This window comes from Chromobacterium sp. ASV23, assembly GCF_016428945.1.
GTDB lineage: Bacteria > Pseudomonadota > Gammaproteobacteria > Burkholderiales > Chromobacteriaceae > Chromobacterium > Chromobacterium sinusclupearum.
In genome coordinates, this window is record NZ_JAELTR010000012.1 from 37,007 (window position 1) to 56,576 (window position 19,570).

General features: G+C 62.9%; 21 protein-coding genes. 10 read left to right on the plus strand and 11 right to left on the minus strand.

What is annotated here, in order from left to right; genetic code table 11:
• Positions 1-1,245 carry a multifunctional CCA addition/repair protein gene (locus JHD59_RS07440; RefSeq protein WP_199153781.1) on the plus strand — a complete coding sequence of 415 codons (1,245 nt, stop codon included), beginning with the start codon at positions 1-3 and terminating at the stop codon, positions 1,243-1,245.
• A gap of 24 nt (positions 1,246-1,269) precedes the next feature.
• On the opposite strand, the gene JHD59_RS07445 is transcribed toward JHD59_RS07440, so the two are convergent.
• The 9 genes from JHD59_RS07445 to ald form a co-directional block, all read right to left on the minus strand.
• Positions 1,270-2,061 carry an RNA methyltransferase gene (locus JHD59_RS07445; RefSeq protein ID WP_199153782.1) on the minus strand — a complete coding sequence of 264 codons (792 nt, stop codon included), beginning with the start codon at positions 2,059-2,061 and terminating at the stop codon, positions 1,270-1,272.
• A gap of 67 nt (positions 2,062-2,128) precedes the next feature.
• Positions 2,129-3,454 (minus strand): histidine kinase, encoded by a 1,326-nt coding sequence (locus JHD59_RS07450; RefSeq protein WP_199153783.1) that lies wholly within the window; start codon positions 3,452-3,454, stop codon positions 2,129-2,131.
• Positions 3,441-4,181, minus strand: a complete 741-nt coding sequence (locus tag JHD59_RS07455; RefSeq protein ID WP_199153784.1) for an SAM-dependent methyltransferase — start codon at positions 4,179-4,181, stop codon at positions 3,441-3,443. Before JHD59_RS07455 ends, JHD59_RS07450 begins: the two co-directional genes overlap by 14 nt.
• Positions 4,182-4,191: 10 nt before the next feature.
• On the minus strand, positions 4,192-5,112 hold the full coding sequence (gene motB / locus JHD59_RS07460; RefSeq protein ID WP_103321485.1) for a flagellar motor protein MotB: 921 nt from the start codon (positions 5,110-5,112) through the stop codon (positions 4,192-4,194).
• An 18-nt stretch (positions 5,113-5,130) separates the two neighbouring features.
• Positions 5,131-5,988 (minus strand): flagellar motor stator protein MotA, encoded by an 858-nt coding sequence (gene motA, locus JHD59_RS07465; protein ID WP_103321486.1) that lies wholly within the window; start codon positions 5,986-5,988, stop codon positions 5,131-5,133.
• Positions 5,989-6,168: 180 nt separating this feature from the next.
• Positions 6,169-7,548, minus strand: coding sequence for an aspartate aminotransferase family protein (locus tag JHD59_RS07470; protein WP_199153785.1), 1,380 nt, complete (start codon positions 7,546-7,548; stop codon positions 6,169-6,171).
• Between the two features lie 127 nt (positions 7,549-7,675).
• A complete protein-coding gene (locus JHD59_RS07475) occupies positions 7,676-9,010 on the minus strand; it encodes a glutamine synthetase family protein (protein WP_103321488.1) in 1,335 nt (444 codons plus the stop codon).
• Positions 9,011-9,126: 116 nt separating this feature from the next.
• Positions 9,127-9,882, minus strand: coding sequence for a gamma-glutamyl-gamma-aminobutyrate hydrolase family protein (locus JHD59_RS07480; protein WP_199153786.1), 756 nt, complete (start codon positions 9,880-9,882; stop codon positions 9,127-9,129).
• 17 nt (positions 9,883-9,899) lie between these two features.
• Positions 9,900-11,024 (minus strand): alanine dehydrogenase, encoded by a 1,125-nt coding sequence (gene ald / locus JHD59_RS07485; RefSeq protein WP_199153787.1) that lies wholly within the window; start codon positions 11,022-11,024, stop codon positions 9,900-9,902.
• Positions 11,025-11,238: 214 nt separating this feature from the next.
• Here ald and JHD59_RS07490 point away from each other — a divergent pair, with 214 nt between their 5' ends.
• From JHD59_RS07490 to JHD59_RS07500, 3 genes are read left to right on the plus strand one after another with little or no spacing between them, the layout of a single operon-like run.
• Positions 11,239-11,784: a cupin domain-containing protein gene (locus JHD59_RS07490; protein ID WP_103321490.1), complete on the plus strand. Its 546-nt coding sequence runs from the start codon at positions 11,239-11,241 to the stop codon at positions 11,782-11,784.
• A 26-nt stretch (positions 11,785-11,810) separates the two neighbouring features.
• Positions 11,811-12,203 carry a VOC family protein gene (locus tag JHD59_RS07495; RefSeq protein WP_199153788.1) on the plus strand — a complete coding sequence of 131 codons (393 nt, stop codon included), beginning with the start codon at positions 11,811-11,813 and terminating at the stop codon, positions 12,201-12,203.
• 46 nt (positions 12,204-12,249) lie between these two features.
• Positions 12,250-13,740 carry an aldehyde dehydrogenase gene (locus JHD59_RS07500; protein WP_199153789.1) on the plus strand — a complete coding sequence of 497 codons (1,491 nt, stop codon included), beginning with the start codon at positions 12,250-12,252 and terminating at the stop codon, positions 13,738-13,740.
• Positions 13,741-13,758: 18 nt separating this feature from the next.
• On the opposite strand, the gene JHD59_RS07505 is transcribed toward JHD59_RS07500, so the two are convergent.
• Positions 13,759-14,226, minus strand: a complete 468-nt coding sequence (locus JHD59_RS07505) for a MarR family winged helix-turn-helix transcriptional regulator (RefSeq protein WP_199153790.1) — start codon at positions 14,224-14,226, stop codon at positions 13,759-13,761.
• A gap of 73 nt (positions 14,227-14,299) precedes the next feature.
• Between JHD59_RS07505 and JHD59_RS07510 the strand changes: the two genes are divergently transcribed.
• The 4 genes from JHD59_RS07510 to JHD59_RS07525 all read left to right on the plus strand — a co-directional run bounded on the left by JHD59_RS07510 (position 14,300) and on the right by JHD59_RS07525 (position 17,147).
• On the plus strand, positions 14,300-14,737 hold the full coding sequence (locus JHD59_RS07510; protein WP_103321494.1) for a GNAT family N-acetyltransferase: 438 nt from the start codon (positions 14,300-14,302) through the stop codon (positions 14,735-14,737).
• Between the two features lie 2 nt (positions 14,738-14,739).
• A complete protein-coding gene (locus JHD59_RS07515) occupies positions 14,740-15,387 on the plus strand; it encodes an FMN-dependent NADH-azoreductase (protein ID WP_199153791.1) in 648 nt (215 codons plus the stop codon).
• Between the two features lie 95 nt (positions 15,388-15,482).
• A complete protein-coding gene (locus JHD59_RS07520; RefSeq protein WP_199153792.1) occupies positions 15,483-16,313 on the plus strand; it encodes an ABC transporter substrate-binding protein in 831 nt (276 codons plus the stop codon).
• 39 nt (positions 16,314-16,352) lie between these two features.
• Positions 16,353-17,147: an ABC transporter substrate-binding protein gene (locus JHD59_RS07525; RefSeq protein ID WP_103321497.1), complete on the plus strand. Its 795-nt coding sequence runs from the start codon at positions 16,353-16,355 to the stop codon at positions 17,145-17,147.
• A 49-nt stretch (positions 17,148-17,196) separates the two neighbouring features.
• Here the strand turns inward: JHD59_RS07525 and JHD59_RS07530 are convergent, their stop codons facing one another.
• Positions 17,197-17,805, minus strand: a complete 609-nt coding sequence (locus JHD59_RS07530) for an FMN-dependent NADH-azoreductase (protein WP_103321498.1) — start codon at positions 17,803-17,805, stop codon at positions 17,197-17,199.
• Between the two features lie 106 nt (positions 17,806-17,911).
• Here JHD59_RS07530 and JHD59_RS07535 point away from each other — a divergent pair, with 106 nt between their 5' ends.
• The gene (locus JHD59_RS07535) at positions 17,912-18,853 is read left to right on the plus strand and encodes a LysR substrate-binding domain-containing protein (protein ID WP_043629214.1); all 942 of its coding nucleotides are present in this window, start codon (positions 17,912-17,914) and stop codon (positions 18,851-18,853) included.
• A 42-nt stretch (positions 18,854-18,895) separates the two neighbouring features.
• A complete protein-coding gene (locus JHD59_RS07540) occupies positions 18,896-19,441 on the plus strand; it encodes a GNAT family N-acetyltransferase (RefSeq protein WP_199153793.1) in 546 nt (181 codons plus the stop codon).
• Positions 19,442-19,570 lie beyond the last annotated feature (129 nt).

Consider the following 19,570-nt stretch of genomic DNA (forward strand, 5'->3'; position numbering starts at 1 on the left):
ATGGAAATCTACACCGTGGGCGGGGCCGTTCGGGACCGCCTGTTGAATCTGCCGGTCAAGGATAGAGACTGGGTGGTGGTGGGCGCCACGCCCGAGCAAATGCTGGAACTGGGCTTCCGCCCGGTGGGCAAGGACTTCCCGGTCTTCCTGCATCCGGAAACCCAGGAGGAATACGCGCTGGCGCGCACCGAGCGCAAAGTCGGCAAAGGCTACCACGGCTTCACCTTCCACACCTCGCCGGATGTGACGCTGGAAGAAGACCTGGCGCGGCGCGACCTCACCATCAACGCCATCGCCGAGTCCGCCGACGGCAGCCTGACCGATCCATACGGCGGCCAGGAAGATCTGAAGGCGCGCCTGCTGCGCCACGTCAGCCCGGCTTTCGCCGAGGATCCGGTGCGCATCCTGCGGCTGGCGCGCTTCGCCGCCCGCTTCGACTTCGCCGTCGCGCCGGAAACCATGGCGCTGATGCGCCAGATGGTGGACGACGGCGAGGCCGACGCGCTGGTGGCGGAGCGGGTATGGCAGGAACTGGCCAAGGGCCTGATGGAGGACAAGCCGTCGCGGATGCTGCTGGTGCTGCGCGAATGCGGCGCGCTGGCGCGCATTCTGCCGGAGGTGGACGCGCTGTTCGGCGTGCCGCAGCGCGCCGACTATCACCCGGAAATCGACTGCGGCGACCATACGCTGCGCGTGCTGGACTACGCCGCTTCGCAAAAACAGCCGTTGACGGTGCGTTTTGCCGCGCTGGGGCACGACCTGGGCAAGGCATTGACGCCGCCCGACGTGCTGCCGCGCCATATCGGCCATGAGATGCGCGGCATCGCGCCCTTGTCGGAACTCTGTCGCCGGCTGCGGGTGCCGAGCGACTGCCGAGACCTGGCCCACATCACGCTGGTGCATCACACCAAGGTGCATCAAGCCTTCGAGTTGCGTCCCGACACGGTGCTGCGGCTGTTCAAGGAATGCGATGCGTTGCGCCGACCCGAACGTTTCCGCCTGATGCTGGACGCCTGTCTGGCCGACGCCCGCGGCCGGCTGCACTTTGAGGATGCGCCGTACCCTCAAAAAGCCTATCTGGAGACCCTGCTGGAAGCGGCGCTGCAGATAGACGCCGGCGCCATCGCCGCCGGCTGCGCGGACAAGGCCGCCATTCCGGCCACCATAGACGCCGCGCGCATAGCGGTTATCGCGGCCGGCAAGCGTGACTGGCAAAGCCGGGAGCGCGACGATACGTCAGGCTGATAGGCGACTCGCCCTGCGGCTCACTCAAGGCTGCAGCTGTCTCACCCGCTCGAACAGGCATACCGTGGCCGCCATCGCCACATTCAACGACTCGGCGTGGCCGGGCATGGGAATGCGGATGCGGTCGTCAGCCAGTTGCAACAAGGCTTCGCTGACGCCGGCGCCCTCGTTGCCGAACACAAAGGCCACCGCGCCGGTCAGGTCGTGGCCGTACAGCGAACGGGAACCTTCCAGATAGGTCACCAGCTTGCGGCCGGCGAAACGGCGCAGCTCTTCGGCCAGATCGGCATGCTCATGGATGCGCAGCGCAAAGTGCGCGCCCATCCCGGCGCGCAGCACCTTGGGCGAGAACACATCGACGCAGCCCTTGGACAAAAACACATCGTAGACGCCGGCAGCGGCGGCGCTGCGCAGAATGGTGCCCAGATTGCCCGGATCCTGGATGTCTTCCAGCAGAACGCGCGGCGCGTCGGCATGCGGCGCGGGCGGCAGCGGCCGCTCGCACAAGGCCAAAAGCTCGCACGCGCTGGACAGCGCCGTCGCCTTCGCCATCACCGGCTTCGGCAAGGTGACCACCACCGTGTCCGCCGGCAGGCCATTCAGCAGAGAGATCACTTCCGGCTTGGCCGCGGCCGCTTCGTTCAGATACACCCGCGCCAGCCGGCCTCCTGCTTGCAGGCAGGATTCGACCAGATGGATGCCTTCCAGCACCATCACGCCCTCCTTGCGGCGGTCGCGGCTGTGCTGGACCAGACGGGCCAGCGCCTTGACTTCGTCGTTATGCGGAGAGGTGATGGATTTGGCGATGTAAGGCATGGGATATTCTTGTCTGGCTGTACAAAAGCGAAGGGGCAGAGTTTACCCGCCCCGCCGCCTTCTTGCATCATTGCGGCATCATCGTCAGCCGGGTGACCAGGTCCTTGAAGCGATGATAGGTCGTATCGTCTATCGAGCGGCCGCTGACCGCATTGTCGACATAGAACACGCCGCTGAGTTTTTGGCCGCCAAACAGGGTCATCAAGGCGAATTCCTGATCCCCGACATGGCGGAAAAACTCGTCGTCGTAGCGCCGCGTCAACTGCTGCCGCACCGCGGCCGGCGCATGGAAGCTTTGCGGCTTGCTGGTGAATACGCCGAAGAAGCTGCCCGGCTCCAATTCCAGCGGCAGCTTGCGTAGCGGGCTTTCCGACGGCACCCCGACCTGGTAGCGCAACTTGAGCAGATGGCCGTCATGTTCATAGTGGTAATACAGCACACGCTCGAATTTCAAGTCATTAGCCAAAAAGCGGATGGATTCGCGAATGGCGTTTTCCAGCTGATCTCCGCTGGACAGCGCCGCCGCTTTTTTCATCTCCATCTTCTTGCTTTCCGTCGGCAGCAATAGCAAGGCGCGGGCGGGGAAGGTATAGCCGGCGACATGCGGATGCCGGGCCACATTCAATACTGCATGCACTACGGATTGATAGGCCAGCTCCGGCGTGCAGTTGATCAGCTTGGCGGCGGTGTCCACGCCCACCAGCCAAGTGCTGCGGGTCACGCCATGCTCCAGAGAGTTAGCGGTGGCGATGGCCAGCTTCAGCAATTGCCGCCGCTTGCTTGGCGCGCCTGGACCCAGCAGCTGATTGAAGCCTGCCGGCAGCGGCATGGCCTTGATGAAAGCGGCCAGAATTTTGGCGTAATCGGCGTCGAAGACCTCCGACATTTCCTGTAGCAGCGGTTTGTCCGGCAGGCTGTTGCGCTGGATCATGTAGATGCAGCCAGGCAAGTTGTACAGCAGCGCCGAGACAAAGCAATCCTCGACTTTCAGATCGCCCATGATGGACAGCCACTCCTTCACCAGCAGCGCCGCCACGCGGCTGCGCCCCATCCAGTCGCCCACCGCTTCATAAACTTCTGCGTCCAGCTTGCCCGGAGCCGCTTCCAGGGCCTCCAGGCGATTAAAACGCGTGACCACCGCCTCCAGGCCCATCAGCAGCAGCGTCGGCTCCACGGCGGGGATAGACTCGTTGCGCTGCAAGGCGCGCGAATTGCCTACCACCCGGAACAGGTCCAGCAGCAGAAACGGATCAGACAGGCAGAGATTGGCCAGGTAGGTGAAGTTGATCAGATCGCTGTGCCGGGCGCAGGCATCACGCACCTCGACCAGCGTTTCGGGGAGAATCGGCCATCGCTGCTCGGCAATGGTTTTCGTCCAGTTATTCAGATCCATGTGGGTGGCGCCAGATTAGAAGTTCTTTTTGTAGGGGTCCATCAAGCGGCAGGCGTTCGTCAGGCTCGATGTCCGGCACGGAGAACGTATTGCTGATGAGCAGGCTGCCTGGCCGGCCCTCATCCAGAAACTTGCGCCAGACCCGAGGCATAGGCTCCGGCGACAAAAAAACGTAGATCGCATCATGATTCCCCCAGTTTTCTTTCCAAAAGCTGCGGCAACCTATGTCTAGCCCGGCAGGCCTCCCGGCGCTCCACCAGCGCAAGCGCGCCAGCGACCAAGCGCCTACCGCGTTTTCCAGCGCCAGCACGCGCAAATCCGGACGCAGGGCGGCAAGACGAACCGCCAGCCGGCCATCGCCGCACCCCGCCTCCAGCAGCCGGCTTTGCTGCGCCAGCACGTCGTCCAGCCGCTGCGCGACCAGCGCGCCGGAGCGATACAGCGGCACACGCTCAAACAGCGCATTGCGCCCCAACGCCAATGTCGCCAGCAAAGCCGCCAGATACCAGACCGGCGCGATATCCAGCTGCCTCATCAATACCACAGCCGGCACGAACAAGCCATGGGCCAGCCGCTGCCAGCCCGGCTGGCGCAATGCGATGGACGATAAGGCGGCCAGCAGCCCCTGCAACAGCGCCCAAGCCTCCAAGTGCAGCCCGGGCGCGATGAACACCCAGGCGGCCAGGGCGGCCAACAGCTGCTGCGATACGTGGCGCAATCGCCTCATGCCGCGCGCCTCACGGCGAAGCCGATGGCTGGCTTCCGGCAGGCTGGCCGTCTGCCGGGCCGCCTATCACTTCCTGGTTCATCTGCGGTTTGAAACCGTCGTTGAGAATGGAAGTTTCAGCTTCCTTGTTCAGCACGACAATGGTGATGCGGCGGTTTTCTGGGCTGAACACATTGCTTTTGATCAGCGGAATAGCCGAAGCCAGCCCAACCACCCGTATGACCTTGCTCTCGCTGAGCCCGCCGGCGATCAGCTCGCGGCGCGCGGTATTGGCGCGATCCGCCGACAGCTCCCAGTTGCTGTAGCCGCCTTGCCCGCCGGAGAAGGGCGTGGCATCGGTATGGCCGGAGATGCTGATCCTGTTGGGCAGTTGATTCAAGTCCATCGCCAATTGCTGCAACAAGGCCCGGGTATGCGGCAACATGCGCGAGCTGCCGGAGTCGAACATTGGCCGGTTTTGCTCGTCCACGATCTGAATCTTCAGGCCTTCCGGCGTCATTTCCAGCTTCAGCTGGTTCTTGTATTCCTTCAGCAGCACGCTGTTGTCTATCGTTTGCTGGATCTTCTGCTGCAGCTCATTCAGCCGTGCCTGCTCCTGCTGCTTCTGCATGATCTCCACCTGCCTGGCGCCAGCCTTGTTGACCTGCCCGGCCTGCTTGGTGATGTCGTTGCCGCCGCCCTTGATCACCGAAGTGGCGTCGCCGGCGCCCGCTCCGCCAGCCAGCGCCACCTTCAGCGGCGTTTTGAAGTATTCGGAAATGCCGTTCAGGGTGCCCTGCGAAGCCGAGCCCAACAGCCACATCAGCAGGAAGAACGCCATCATCGCCGTCACGAAGTCGGCGTAGGCGATCTTCCAGGCGCCACCGTGATGGCCGTGCCCGCCTTTCTTGATTTTCTTGACGACTATGGGTCGCTGCGATTCGTCCGCCATCTCTATCCCCTGCCCGGCTTATTTTTTGGTCAACTTGACGTGGTCTTCCAGTTCCTTGAAGGACGGGCGGTCCATCGACGACAGCGCCTTGCGGCCGAACTCCACCGCCACCTGCGGCGCGTAGCCGTTCAGGCTGGCCAGCAATGTCACCTTGATGGTCTGGTAGACGCGGGTGCCTTCATTCAGTTTGTGTTCCAGAATGGTGCCCAAGGGGCCGACAAAGCCATAGGCCAGCAAGATACCGAGGAAAGTACCCACCAGCGCGTGGGCGATCAGCATGCCCAGCTCGGCCGGCGGCGCGCCCACCGATTCCATGGTATGCACCACGCCCATCACGGCGGCGACGATACCGAAGGCCGGCAGGCCGTCGCCCAGGCTCTTGACCGCCGCCACCGGCACTTCGCCCTCGTGGTGGTGAGTCTCGATTTCCACGTCCATGAGGTTTTCGATCTCGAAGGCGTTCAGATTGCCGCCCACCATCAGCCGCAGGTAGTCGCTGATGAACTCTACGACATGATGGTCATGCAAAATACTGGGATATTTGCCAAACACCGGGCTCGACTCCGGATTCTCGACATCGGCCTCGATCGACATCAGGCCTTCCTTGCGCACCTTGGTCAGGATCTCGAACAGCAGGGAAAACAGATCCATGTAGAAGGCTTTGCCGTATGGGCTGCCCTTGAACACGGTGGGGAGCGCCTTCATGGTGGCTTTCAGCGGCGCGCCGCCATTGGCAACGACGAATGCGCCGGCAGCCGCCCCGCCGATCATCACGAATTCCAGCGGCTGGATAAGTGCGGCGACATGGCCCCCTGCGGCTATGAAGCCTCCGAGCACCGAACCCAGAATGATGATGTACCCGATTCCGACGAACATGCGTCAAGTCCCTATTTGTTTTGTAGCCGAATGCCGTTGTTTGTATTACAGCATGCCTTTTTGCAATTCATTATAGAAATAATAGAAAAAGCGGGTGGAATTGTACCAACCCGCCTCATTCGCTGTAAAACCGGGAAGCGACGCAAAAAATACTGCCCCGCCCCCGCAGCATAGCCGCTATCAAACCAATCCGCGCGCCTTGATCGTCTGCTCGAACTCCTCCAGGCAGCGGGCCGCCACCGCCAGCATTTCATCCACCTCGCCGCGCGTCATCACCAGCGGCGGCGAGGAAACGATATGGTCGCCGCAGGCGCGCATGATCAGGTTGTTGCGGAAGAAGATATCGCGGCACAGCGTGCCGACCTCGCCAAAGTCCGGAAACAGCTCCCGCTTGGCCTTGTTCTTGACCAGGGTGAACGCCCCCAGCATGCCGACGCCGCGCACGTCGTCCACATGCTCGAAACGGCTGAAGGTTTCACGCCAGCGCTGCTGGAGATAAGGGCCGATATCATCCTTGACGCGCTGAACGATGCCCTCATCGCGCAACGCCACCACGTTGGCGTGGGCGACGGCGGCGCAGACCGGGTGGCCGGAATAGGTGAAGCCGTGGTTGAAGTCGCCGCCGGCGATCAGCCCTTCGGCCACGCGCTTGCCGACAAAAACGGCGCCGATGGGCAGGTAGCCCGAGGACAAGCCCTTGGCGGTGGTGAAGATGTCCGGCTGGAAGCCGAAGCGCTGATGACCAAACCACTCTCCGGTGCGGCCAAAACCGCAGATGACTTCATCGGCGACGATCAACACATCGTATTTGCGGCAGATGCGTTCGATTTCCGGCCAGTAGCTGGCCGGCGGGATGATCACGCCGCCTGCGCCCTGGATGGGTTCGCCGACAAACGCCGCCACCTTTTCCGGGCCGATTTCGAGAATCTTCTCCTCCAGCCAACGGGCGGCCACCAGGCCGAATTCGTCCGGCGTCATGTCCTTGCCGAACTTGTACCACCACGGCTGCTCGATGTGCGCCATGCCGGGAATCGGCAGATCGCCCTGCTCGTGCATGTATTTCATGCCGCCCAGGCTGGCCCCGCCTATGGTGGAGCCGTGGTAGCCGTTCCAGCGGCCGATCAGCGTCTTCTTCTCCGGCTTGCCCTGCACATCCCAGTAGCGGCGCACCATGCGGATCATCGTATCCACCGACTCCGAGCCGGAGTTGGTGTAGAACACGTGATCAAACCCGGCCGGCGTCACTTCGCAAAGCAAGGCGGACAGCTCCACCACAGCCGGGTGGGTCGTCTTGAAGAAGGTATTGTAGAACGGCAGTTCTTCCATCTGGCGCCGCGCCACTTCGGCGAAATCCTTGCGGCCATAGCCGACATTGACGCACCAAAGGCCGGCCATGCCGTCGATGATCTTGTTGCCTTCGGAATCCCACAGATACACGCCCTCGCCGCGCGTCATCACCCGCGCGCCGGCCTGGTTGAGGGATGCGGTATCGGTGAACGGATGCAGGTGGTGGGCGGCATCCAGTTCGCGCAATTGGCTGGTGGTACGTTGGTTCTGCATAACACTTCCTTCCTGTTTTCTCCGACAAGGCGAACCAGCGGTCCGCCTCTCCTGCGCCTGGGGCGTCGTTTTATTCAATTGTCCTGTCCATCGCTGCGATTCTAACCGTACCCTGACGGTTCCCGCATCACACGTGCAGCAGCAGGAACTTGCGCTCCCACGGGCTGATCACGCGGAAGTATTCGGAGAACTCCTTCTCCTTCATGCCGACGTACATCTTGACGAAGCGCGGACCCAGCACCTCGGCGATCTCATGGCAGCCGGCGAGCTGCTGCAAGGACTCCTCGGAACTGTTGGGAAATTGATAGGGCAACTCGTAGGCGTCGGTCTGGCGCGGCTCGGACGGTTTGAGCTTGCCGGTCATGCCCAGATAGCCGCAGGCCAGCGTGGCGGCGATGGCGATATACGGATTGACGTCGACGCCCGGCACCCGGTTTTCGATGCGGCGCGCGGCCGGCGACGAATGCGGAATGCGCAGGCCGACGGTGCGGTTGTCGTAACCCCATTCGACATTGGTCGGCGCCGCGGTATAGCGAGACAAACGACGGAATGAGTTCACGTAAGGGGCGAACAGCGGCATGGTTTGCGGAATGTATTTCTGCATGCCGGCGATGAAGTGGAAGAACAAGTCTGACGGGCTGCCGTCGTCATTGGAGAACACATTGCGGCCGGTATTCTTGTCCACCACGCTCTGGTGAATGTGCATGGCGCTGCCTGGTTCGTTCTCCATCGGCTTGGCCATGAAGGTGGCGTACATATTGTGGCGGAACGCCGCCTCGCGCACGGTGCGCTTGAACAGGAAAACCTGGTCGGCCAGCTCCAGCGGGTTGCCGTGCAGGAAGTTGATTTCCATCTGGGCGGTGCCGATCTCGTGAATCAGCGTATCCACCTCCAGGTTCTGGGCATGGCAATAGTCGTAGATGTCCTCGAACAGCGGGTCGAACTCGTTGACGGCGTCGATGGAGTAAGAGCGGCGGCCAAACTCGGCCCGTCCGGTACGCCCCACCGGCGCCGCCAGCGGAATGTCCGGGTCCGGGTTCGGCGACAACAGATAGAACTCCATCTCCGGCGCCAGCACCGGCTCCAGGCCCATCTCGTCGTACAAGCCCAGCACGCGCTTCAGCACATTGCGCGGGGCCACGTCCACCGGGGTGCCGTCGGCGCGGAAACAGTCGTAGATCAGCTGCGCCGTCGGGTCCACCGCCCACGGCACATAGCGCAGCGTGTTCGGGTCCGGCTCCAGCACCATGTCGGGATCGGTCAGATCCAGCATGCTGTCGTCTGGATAATCGCCGGTGACCGTCTGGATCAGCACCGCTTCCGGCAGGCGCATTTCCGGGTCGGATACGAATTTGTCCTTCGGAACGATCTTGCCTCGCGCCACGCCGGTCATGTCCGGCACGATGCATTCCACCTCGGTGATACGGTGCTCTCGCAACCACTCATTGATCTGGTGATTCATAATGCTTCCTCTGTAGACTCCCCGGCCGCTGACTGCGGCTCTGGATCGGGAGGTGCTTCTTATGAGTCATCAAAACGCGCGCGGGGTTCATCGGCCCGCGCGCGGTTACTGCCCCATCACTTGCCTCGTTGCGCTCTCCTGGCTCGACAAGCCTCGCCAAAGGCGCCGAATATCGCCTGCGACAGCGGATTTTCCCAATAGCGCCATTCCGGATGCCATTGCACGGCGAAGGCGAAGGCCTTGGCGCCTCGGATGCGGTAGGCTTCCACCAGGCCGTCCTCGGCGTGCGCCTCGGCGTCCAGGCCCGGCGCCAAGCGCTTGATGCCCTGCTGATGCAAGGAATTCACCTGCGCGCCGCGCTGGCCAGTCCACCCGGCCAGCAAGCCGCCCTCGACAAAGCTGACGGCATGCGCCGGGGCATACATCTCGGCCACATCGTCGCTTTCCGCCTCGCGGTGGTCGCTCAGACCGGGTTGCTCCTGCACATGCTGGTGCAGCTCTCCGCCCAGCGCCACATTGATTTCCTGAAAGCCGCGGCAGATGCCCAAGAGCGGAATGCCCTGCTCCAACACCATGCGGATCAGCGGCAGCGTGGTGGCGTCGCGCTTGGGATCATGCAGCGTGCCTTCGCGGCTGGCCGGACCGCCGTAATGGTGTGGCTCCACATTGGACGGCGAGCCTGGCAACAGCACGCCGTCCAGCGTTTGCAGCGTCGCGCGCAACAAGTCCTCGTCGCCGAGCGCGGGAATCAGCAGCGGCAAGCCCCCGGCGCCGCCGGCCGCAGCCGTGATGTATTTGTCGCCTACCGCGTGGAACGGCAGCAGGCCTATGGTTTTGAGATCGCAGGGAATACCGATGATGGCTTGCGACATGGCAGTGCGGCTCCTGTTCAGCTGGCGGCCTTGATGGCCTCGATCGGATCGACGTAGGCGTGGCCCAGATCCTGCGCCACCGCCTGGTAAGCGACGCGGCCGCGGCAGATGTTCAGGCCGTTGCGCAGGTGGGCATTATCCAGCAAGGCCTGGCGCCAACCCTTGTTGGCCAGCTCCAGCGCGTACGGCAGCGTGGCGTTGGTCAAGGCCTGGGTCGAGGTGCGCGCCACGCCGCCCGGCATATTGGCCACGCAATAGTGCACGATGCCGTCCACGGTGTAGATCGGGTCTTGATGGGTGGTGGGCCGGCTGGTTTCGAAACAGCCGCCCTGGTCGATGGCCACATCCACCAGCACCGCGCCAGGCTTCATCGTCTTCAGCATGGCGCGCGTCACCAGCTTCGGCGCCGCCGCGCCCGGAATCAGCACCGCGCCGATCACCAGATCGGCGTCGCGGATGCTGTCGTCGATATTGGCGCCGTTGGACATCAGGGTCTTGATGCGGCCGCCGAACACCATGTCTATCTCTTTCAGGCGGGTCAGCGACTTATCCAGAATGGTCACGTCGGCGCCGGCGCCCATCGCCATGCGCGCGGCGTTCAGCCCCACCACGCCGCCGCCTATCACCACCACCTTGGCCGGGGCGACGCCCGGCACGCCGCCCAGCAGCACGCCGCGGCCGCCCTGGGCTTTTTCCAGCGCATGGGCACCGGCCTGGATAGCCATACGCCCCGCCACCTCGGACATCGGCGCCAGCAGCGGCAGGCCGCCGCGCTCGTCGGTCACCGTTTCATAAGCGATGGCGATGGCGTCAGACTCGATCAGCAGCTTGGTCTGATCAGGATCCGGCGCCAGATGCAGATAAGTGAATAGCACCTGGCCGGGACGCAGCATCCGGCACTCCACCGGCTGCGGCTCCTTGACCTTGACGATCATTTCAGAACGCTCGAACACTTCCTCCGCGTTGGAGGCGATGGAAGCGCCGGCTTGAATGTACTGCTCGTCGGTAAAGCCAATGGCCAAGCCAGCGTGGGTCTGCACCAGTACCTTGTGCCCGTTTGCAACCAACTCGCGGACACCGGACGGGGTCAGACCCACCCGATACTCGTGGTTTTTGATTTCCTTCGGAACGCCGATCAACATAGTCGCCTCCAAACTCATTTGGTTCATGGGCAAACTGGCAACAGCCGTTTAAGAAAATTCACATCGCGCTTGCCCTTTCAAACTGATTCTGACTATAAAACCTCACCCTTGCAAAGATATTTGATTTTGCGACGCAGCAAGCAGGTTTCCCCGTCGGTGCGGTACAATGCCGCATAATGTCTAAAATTATTAACATACTGATGGAGCAGGAAGAATGGATGTCGGCGCGCGCTTGAGAATGGTCAGGACAAGGTTCGGCTTGTCGCAAAGAGAGCTGGCCAAACGAGCCGGCGTCACCAACGGCACCATCTCGCTGATCGAGCAAAACCGGGTTAGTCCGTCCGTCAGCTCCCTGAAAAAAGTACTGGAAGGCCTGCCGATCACGCTGGCGGAATTCTTCACCTTCGACGCCGAACCCGCGCAGCCGCGCGTGTTCTACCAGGCGGATGAGCTGCCCAATCTCGGCAACGAGGACATCAATCTGATGCTGGTCGGCACCGGCCATGACAAGCGCGACATCGCCATCCTGCGCGAGCGCTACGTCCCCGGCGCCGATACCGGCCCGGACATGCTGATGCATGAAGGCCAGGAAGGCGGCGTCGTCATCCGCGGCAGCATAGAAGTCACCGTAGGCGCAGACAGCCGGGTGCTGGGGCCGGGCGATGCCTATTACTTCGACAGCAAACTGCCGCACCGTTTCCGCAACGTCGGCGACGACATCTGCGAAGTGGTGAGCGCCAGCTCGCCGCCAACCTTCTGATTCGCTGCAAACATATGGAGAAGTGCATGAAGCTGGGTTACACCATCGTTTACGTTCCAGATGTCGCGGCCTCGCTGCGCTTCTTCGAGCAGGCATTCGGCCTGAAACAGAAATTCCTGCATGAATCCGGCGCGTATGGCGAGCTGGACACCGGCGACACCACCCTTTCCTTCGCCAGCCACGAACTAGCGGCGATGAACCTGCCCGCCGGCCACGTGCGCGCCAGCGACACCGCCCAGCCTTTGGGCATGGAAATCGGTCTGGTCACCGAACAGGTGGCGGCCGCGCATCAACTCGCGCTGGCATGCGGGGCGGTGGAACTGGCGGCGCCAAGCCAGAAACCATGGGGCCAGACCGTGTCCTACCTGCGCAGCCCCGACGGCACGCTGATCGAACTTTGCAGCCCTATTTCCGCCTGAATCCGCACCACAACCGCAAAGCAGCACCACACAAGAGGAGAAACCCATGTCCCGCAGTACACATGCTGACTGGAAACAACTTGCTGCAGAACTGCAAATAGAAGGACGCGCCTTCATTGACGGCGCTTACCGCGAGGCCGCCGACGGCAAACGCTTCGATTGCGTCAACCCCGCCACCGGCGCCAAGCTGGCCGATATCAGCCATTGCGGCGAAGCCGAGGTGGAAGCCGCGGTCAAGGCGGCGCGCCGCGCCTTCGACTCCGGCGCTTGGTCGGGACTGGCGCCGCGCCAGCGCGGCAGCATTCTGAAACGCTTCGCCGCGCTGATCCGCCAACATGCCGACGAATTGGCGCTGCTGGAAACCCTGGACGCCGGCAAACCCATCGGCGACACCACCACGGTGGATGTGCCTGGCGCGGCCTATTGCGTGGAGTGGTTCGCCGAGGCGATAGACAAGATCGGCGGCGAAGTGGCGCCGGTCGATCCCAAGCTGCTGGGCCTGGTGACGCGCGAACCGATCGGCGTGGTGGCCGCCATTGTGCCGTGGAATTTCCCGATTCTGATGGCCAGCTGGAAGTTCGGCCCGGCGCTGGCCGCCGGCAACGCCGTCATCGTCAAGCCATCGGAAAAATCGCCGCTGACTGCCATCCGCGTCGCGGGGCTGGCCAAGCAAGCCGGCATCCCGGACGGCATCTTCCAGGTGTTGCCCGGCGCCGGGGATGTCGGCCGCCTGCTGGCGCTGCACATGGACGTGGACTGCGTGGCCTTCACCGGCTCCACCGCTGTCGGCAAATTGATCGCCGGCTACGCCGCGCAATCGAATCTGAAACGCGCCTGGCTGGAGCTGGGCGGCAAGTCGCCCAACATCATCCTGCCGGATTGCCCGGACCTGGCCCGCGCCGCGCGCGCGGCGGCCGGCGCCATCTACTACAACATGGGCGAGATGTGCACCGCCGGCTCCCGCGTGCTGGTCCATCGCGATATCAAGGCGCGCTTTCTGGAGGAATTCAAAAAGGCCGCCGCCGGCTACTATCCGGGCGATCCGCTGGACCCGGCCACGTCGATGGGCGCCATCGTCGACGATATCCAGTACCGCAAGGTGCTGAGCTATATCGACAAAGGTCTGAGCGAAGGCGCCAGCCTGTTGCTGGGCGGCAAGGCGGCCCACGCCGACAAGGGCCTGTTCATCGAGCCGACGGCCTTCGACTGCCCAAGCGACAGCCTGACCATCTGCCGCGAGGAAATCTTCGGCCCGGTGCTGTCGGTCATCACCTTCGATGATGTCGAGGAAGCCATCCGCATCGCCAACGACACCGAATACGGCCTGGGGGCCGCGGTATGGACTGCCGACGTCAGCACCGCCCACCAAGTGTCGCGCCGCCTGCGCGCCGGCACGGTTTGGGTCAACTGCTATGACGAGGGCGGCGACATGAACTTCCCGTTCGGCGGCTACAAGCAATCCGGCAACGGCCGCGACAAATCGCTGCATGCGCTGGAAAAATACACCGAACTGAAGAGCACCCTGATCAAGCTGTAAGCTGCTCGCCGGCCAGGCTCAGTCCTGGCCGGCAGCCTGCCTCGCCAACCAACGTCGTATCGTCTGCTCCTCCACTGCCGACAATCCCTCCAGCATGCGCGCCTCCAGCTCACGCACCCGCGCCTTGCTTTGCATCAGCAAATCCTCCCCCTTGGCGCTCAACTGCAATTGCACGATGCGGCCATGGCTGGCATGCGGTCTGGCCTCCACCAGGCTGGCTTTTTTCAGATTCGCCACGATGACGCTGACGGTTTGCGGCGTCAGCAAGGCCAGCCGCGCCAAATCCGCATTGGAATGTCCGGGATAGGCCGCCAGCATCGTCAGCACCACGAACTGCGGCGGCGTCACGCCCAAATCCGCCAATGCGCGCTCCATCCGCAAATGTTGGCCCGCAGCGGCCTGACGCAATAGATAGCCTATATGCCCGTCTTCGCCGCGCTTGCCCTCGCCCGGCTCCGGCAACGCCGCCCTTGATGACTTGATCATAATATCAAAGCTCTGATATTTTGCATGATGTAAGAACTCTGATATTAACCACGATACCGACAGGACACCAGCCATGCGTCTTGAAATCCGTGACATTGACACCGCAGAAACAGTCCGCGCCAGCTTTGCGCTGATGCGGCAATTCCGCCCCCACCTCATGGATGCCGATGAGCTGGTCGCGCGCTGGCAGCGCCAGACCCGTCAAGGCTACCGGCTGCTTGGACTATACCGCGACGGCGAGCTGGCCGCCCTGGCCGGCTGGCGTCCCATGGAAAACCTGGTGCATGGCCGGCACATGTATGTGGACGACCTCGTCACCGATGAACGCTGCCGCGGCCAACGCCTGGGCGAAACCCTGATGAACCATTTGAAACAGCTGGCCCGCAGCCATGGTTGCGCCAAGCTGTTGCTGGACACGCCGATGTCCAACACCCTGGGCCATCGCTTTTATTATCGCCAGGGCCTGGTCGCCACCGCCTTGCGCTTTATGCAGCCACTAAGCGAGGACTGAACATGCCAAGCATTCTGCACGTCAACGCCAGCCCAAATGGCGCCGACTCTCATAGCCTCCAGGCCGGCAAGCTGCTGGCCGCGCGGCTGGCGCAGGCCGGCTCGCCCGCCCTTATCGAGCGCGATCTCTCTTTGCTGCCGCTCCATGCCATCAACCGGGAGTTTGTCGAAGCCAGTCTGATGCGCGAAGACGCGCGCAACCATGCGCAACGGCAGGCGTTAGCGCTATCAGAACAGCTGATTGCCGAACTGGAGGCCTGCGACTGCTTAATCCTGTCCACGCCCATGCACAATTTTACCGTGCCGGCCGCGCTGAAAGTCTGGCTGGACCTGGTGATGCGCCCCGGCCGAACCTTCCGCGGCGGGCCGGATGGCAAACACGGCCTGCTGAACAACCGGCCCGTTTTCGTCATCGTGGCCAGCGGCGGGCCGATGCAGTCCAAACCGGATTGGCAGCCCGACTTTTTGACGCCGTATCTGCGCTGCGCGCTGGCCACCATGGGCCTGAACGATGTATCCATCTTGCAGCTGGAATCGCTGAAACGCGGCGACAAAGCCTTGCTAGCGGCAGCCCAGGCGACGGAACAATGGGTGGAGCGGCAGTCCAGACGCTACCACAACGCAGCCGCGGCTTATCGCGCGACAGCGTAATCGGCTTGACTATAATCAGCGAGGAATAACAACGCGGCATCGCCGTGCCCGCATCCCATGGGCACGGAACAGGTCGCCGCACGGGTTCGGGACTCATGCACGCCATCGCCTCGCTGAATCGCATTCGCTCTAACCTTGCCGTGGCGTGGCTGGCCTCGTGCCTGCTGGCCCTCCCCAGCCACGCCGCGCCCAATCCGGCCTGCCCCAACGGCCCGCTACGCGTGGGGTTCTACAAGTTCGGCGTCGCCTATCGCGACGGCAACGGCTACGACGTAGACATGGTGCGCGAGCTGGCCCGGCGGCTGCATTGCCCAATAGCCAGCGAAACGGAGCTGCCGCGGCTGCGCGCGCTGAAGATGCTGGAAAGCGGCCAGATCGACCTTGGCACTTCCACCCTGGCCACGCCGGATCGGCTGGCCTACGCCTGGATCTTCCCTTACAACCACACCCGAAACATGGTGCTGCTGCATCCGTCCATCCATGCGCGCGCGCTGCCGGAGCTATTGCGCGACCCGGCCTTGCGCTGGGGCGCCATACGCGGCTACCGACACAGTGCGCAGCAGGATCAATTGCTGGCGCAGATGAAGGCAGAAAACAAACTGGTGATGGCGAATGACGAAGACGATCTGTTCCGCATGCTAGACGACGGCATCGTGACCGCCGCGTTCTCGCTGCCCACCAGCTACGGGCGCTGGCTGCGCGACCCGCAGGTCGCCAAACGCATCCTCGTGGTGGATTTGTTTCCGTCCGGAGAAACCATCGCCAGCGGCCTGGCCCTGAGCAAGGCAAGGTTTTCGCAAGAGGCGGCCGAGCATTGGCATTTGGAGCTAAAGAAAATGTATCAGGATGACAGCCTGCTCAACATCCTGCGGCGCCACCTCAGCGAAGGGGCCGCCAAGCAAATGATGCAGTTGCCGCTAGACTGAAAAGAACGGCAATGTCATCTCGTCTACACGGAGTGATCGATGAAACTGCTTGCAGGCTGCGCGCTTTCGCTTTGGCTGGCTACCGCTCAATCGACTCCCAACCCCGCCTGTCCCGGCGGTCCGCTGACCATCGCCTATTACAACTTCGGCGTCGCCTATCACTTGGGCAAGGGTTATGATCCGGACATCCTTCACGAACTGGCCCGCAGGCTGAATTGCCCCATCCAGAGCGAAGGCGATTATCCGCGGCTGCGCGTATTGAAGCTGCTGGAGATAGGCCAGGCCGACATCGGCAGTTCCACCACCGTGACGCCGGAGCGACAACGCTATTTGTGGATGGTGGTCTACCATCACAGCAAGAATCTGGTGCTGCTGCACCGCGGCGTGAATGTCTCCACGCTGGATGCGCTGCTCAAGCTGCCGGACCTGCGCTGGGGCATGGTGCGCGGCTACCGCCACAGCCCGGCCGAAGACAAGTTTCTGGATGGATTGGCGCAACAGCACAAGATTGTCACCGCCGCCAACGAGGACGATCTGTATAAAATGGTCTGCAGCGGCGTGGTGACGGCCTCTTTCGGCCACCCCATCAGCTTCGATCCTTGGCTGCAAAGCCATCAGGCCGCCCAGCAGGTGACGGTGCACGACTTTTTCCCGGACAGCGAAATCACCGCGGGCAGCATCGTGCTGAGCAAGGCGCGCTTCAGCCAGCAAGCCGCCGCGTTGTGGCAGGACGAGCTGCGCAAGATGTACCGCGACGGCACATTGCGCGCCATCATGCGGCGCTACCTGACCGAGCCCAGCGTGGAGCAGGCGCTGAAGTTGCCGTTGGACTAGACGCAAGCAGGCCCGGCTGCAATGCGCCGGGCCTGCTTTGCATTGGCTGTTACAGCGCCAGCTTGGCGATGGCTTCCTTCGCCAGGTGGATCGACGTGGCGCGCTTGTCCGGACCCATGCCGATGGCCTCGGCTCGGATGATTTCGACGTCGCTCACGCCCAGGAAACCCAATACCTTCACCAGATAATCTTCCTGGAAGTCCATCAGGCTGCCCTGCTCGCCGCTGTGCACGCCGCCGCGGGCGGACACCACAATCACCTTCTTGTTGGGCACCAGACCCACCGCGCCGTTCTCGGTGTACTTAAAGGTGCGGCCGGCGGCGGCCACGCGGTCGATCCAGCTCTTCAACTGAGTCGGGATGGAAAAGTTGTACATCGGCGCGCCGATCACCAGCACGTCGGCTGCGACGAACTCCTCGATCAGTTGATCGGTCAAGGCAGCCTCGCTGCGCTGCAGCGGCGTCCAGTCCGTCTCCGGCACGAAACGCGCGCCGACGATTTCGCCGGACAGGTGAGCGATCGGATTGGCCGCCAGATCGCGGTAGATGGTTTCGACATTGGCGTGACGCTGACGCAGCGTGTTGGCCACTACGGCGGACAATTCGCGGGTAACCGAGTTGTCGGCCAGGATGCTGGAATCGAGATGCAGCAGTTTCATATTCGGGTCTTTCGCGGTGCGGTGGAGATGTGTGCATGATAAGCACGAGCAACAATCCGAACTAGACTGCTAAAATCGGAAACATTGTTCCACCAGCGAGACAATCATGCGAGACCTGAACGATCTGATGTACTTCGCCAAAGTGGTGGAGCACGGCGGCTTCATGGCGGCCTCCCGGGTGCTGGGCATCCCCAAGTCCACGCTGTCGCGGCGGGTAGCGGAACTGGAAAGCCGCCTGGGCGTGCGCCTGCTGCAACGGACTACGCGCCGCCTGTCGCTGACGGAAATCGGCAGCCAGTATTATCAACGCTGCCAGGCCATGCTGGCCGAAGCCGAGGCCGCCGATGAGACCATCCTGCAAAGCAGCGCCGAACCGCGCGGCCTGATACGGGTCAGCTGCCCGGAACTGCTGGCCAAGACCATGCTCAGCGCCGCGCTGCCGCGCTTTCTGGCGCGCCACCCTCAGGTGCGGGTGGCGCTGGAGGCCACCAACCGCAGGGTGGACCTGATCGAGGAAGGGGTGGACGTGGCGCTCCGGGTGCGCAACGTCATCGAAGACAGCGCCAGCCTGGTCGTGCGCACCTTGGGCAAGAGCCGGGTCATCCTGGTGGCCAGCCCCGCCTTCCTGGAAAAGCACGGCGAACCGCAAGCGCCAGAGCGGCTGGCCGCGCTGCCCGCGCTGACGATGAGCCGGCCGGACGGCCGCGGCCAGTGGGTGCTGCTGGACAATGTCGGCCAGACCTACACCATTCACATCGATGCGCCCCGACTGATGACCGACGACATGATCGTGCTGCTGCAGGCCGCCATCGCCGGCATCGGCATCGCCGCGCTGCCCACCAATGTCTGCCACCAAGCGCTGGCCGATGGACGGCTTAGCCATATTCTGCCGCAATACGACTTTCCCTGGGGCATCCTGCATGCGGCCTTCCCTACCCGCCGCGGCCTGTCGCCGGCCGTCCGCGCCTTTCTGGACTTCATCGCGGAAGACCTGATCAGCGAGGAAATGGCCGGCGACTGGGGACGGCCCCATCTCCACCAGGCATGACGCTTGCTTCATGAGGGTCTCGCCCCCTGAAGAAACCTTCCCATGTTCACGCTGCGACCCTTAACCGAATCCGATTCGATAGAACAATTGACCGATCTGCTGCACCACGCCTACGCCCAACTGGCCGCGATGGGGCTGCGCTACACCGCGGTGGATCAAAGCCCCGACGTGACCCGCCGCCGCATCCAGGGCGGCCACTGCCTGCTGGCCTGGCACCAAAACCAGCTGGCCGGCACCGTCACGGTGCATCGCGCCCGACTCAACTCGCCTTGCCTGCAATTCCGACAACCCGACGGCGCCGTGCTGTCGCAACTGGCCGTCGCGCCGGAATGGCAAGGCCACGGCCTGGGCGAACGACTATTGGACGCGGCGGAAAACTGGGCGCGAACGCAAGGCTGCGCCGCCATTCGCTTGGATACCGCCCAGGACGCCACCCACCTGGTCCGCCGCTATCAGCGGCGCGGCTACCGCGTGGAAGCCCCGCTGCAATGGCCGGACAAAGCCTATCGCAGCGTGGTGATGGTCAAATCGCTGGAAACTCTGTCGACCTCTGCCACTCGAAACAATAGTTGCAGTGCAACAAGCTGATGGCTGCGCGCCACACATCGCCTCAAGACCATTCGCATTTATTGCATTGCAGCAGATAACGAGTACAGTGGCAGCCAAGGCCGTTGCCTTGGCCGCACACCGTTTCCACTCATCAAAACGCAAGGGGTT

Bases quoted from the DNA above. Each gene is read 5' to 3' on its own strand.
- JHD59_RS07515 (WP_199153791.1), top strand. From the start codon at position 14,740: ATGCCAAGCATTCTGCACGTCAACGCCAGCCCAAATGGCGCCGACTCT.
- JHD59_RS07450 (WP_199153783.1), bottom strand. From the start codon at position 3,454: ATGGATCTGAATAACTGGACGAAAACCATTGCCGAGCAGCGATGGCCG.
- JHD59_RS07510 (WP_103321494.1), top strand. From the start codon at position 14,300: ATGCGTCTTGAAATCCGTGACATTGACACCGCAGAAACAGTCCGCGCC.
- motA (WP_103321486.1), bottom strand. From the start codon at position 5,988: ATGTTCGTCGGAATCGGGTACATCATCATTCTGGGTTCGGTGCTCGGA.
- JHD59_RS07520 (WP_199153792.1), top strand. From the start codon at position 15,483: ATGCACGCCATCGCCTCGCTGAATCGCATTCGCTCTAACCTTGCCGTG.
- JHD59_RS07455 (WP_199153784.1), bottom strand. From the start codon at position 4,181: ATGAGGCGATTGCGCCACGTATCGCAGCAGCTGTTGGCCGCCCTGGCC.
- JHD59_RS07470 (WP_199153785.1), bottom strand. From the start codon at position 7,548: ATGCAGAACCAACGTACCACCAGCCAATTGCGCGAACTGGATGCCGCC.
- JHD59_RS07480 (WP_199153786.1), bottom strand. From the start codon at position 9,882: ATGTCGCAAGCCATCATCGGTATTCCCTGCGATCTCAAAACCATAGGC.
- JHD59_RS07475 (WP_103321488.1), bottom strand. From the start codon at position 9,010: ATGAATCACCAGATCAATGAGTGGTTGCGAGAGCACCGTATCACCGAG.
- JHD59_RS07535 (WP_043629214.1), top strand. From the start codon at position 17,912: ATGCGAGACCTGAACGATCTGATGTACTTCGCCAAAGTGGTGGAGCAC.
- JHD59_RS07445 (WP_199153782.1), bottom strand. From the start codon at position 2,061: ATGCCTTACATCGCCAAATCCATCACCTCTCCGCATAACGACGAAGTC.
- JHD59_RS07540 (WP_199153793.1), top strand. From the start codon at position 18,896: ATGTTCACGCTGCGACCCTTAACCGAATCCGATTCGATAGAACAATTG.
- JHD59_RS07495 (WP_199153788.1), top strand. From the start codon at position 11,811: ATGAAGCTGGGTTACACCATCGTTTACGTTCCAGATGTCGCGGCCTCG.
- JHD59_RS07525 (WP_103321497.1), top strand. From the start codon at position 16,353: ATGAAACTGCTTGCAGGCTGCGCGCTTTCGCTTTGGCTGGCTACCGCT.
- JHD59_RS07500 (WP_199153789.1), top strand. From the start codon at position 12,250: ATGTCCCGCAGTACACATGCTGACTGGAAACAACTTGCTGCAGAACTG.
- JHD59_RS07490 (WP_103321490.1), top strand. From the start codon at position 11,239: ATGGATGTCGGCGCGCGCTTGAGAATGGTCAGGACAAGGTTCGGCTTG.
- JHD59_RS07440 (WP_199153781.1), top strand. From the start codon at position 1: ATGGAAATCTACACCGTGGGCGGGGCCGTTCGGGACCGCCTGTTGAAT.
- motB (WP_103321485.1), bottom strand. From the start codon at position 5,112: ATGGCGGACGAATCGCAGCGACCCATAGTCGTCAAGAAAATCAAGAAA.
- JHD59_RS07505 (WP_199153790.1), bottom strand. From the start codon at position 14,226: ATGATCAAGTCATCAAGGGCGGCGTTGCCGGAGCCGGGCGAGGGCAAG.
- JHD59_RS07530 (WP_103321498.1), bottom strand. From the start codon at position 17,805: ATGAAACTGCTGCATCTCGATTCCAGCATCCTGGCCGACAACTCGGTT.
- ald (WP_199153787.1), bottom strand. From the start codon at position 11,024: ATGTTGATCGGCGTTCCGAAGGAAATCAAAAACCACGAGTATCGGGTG.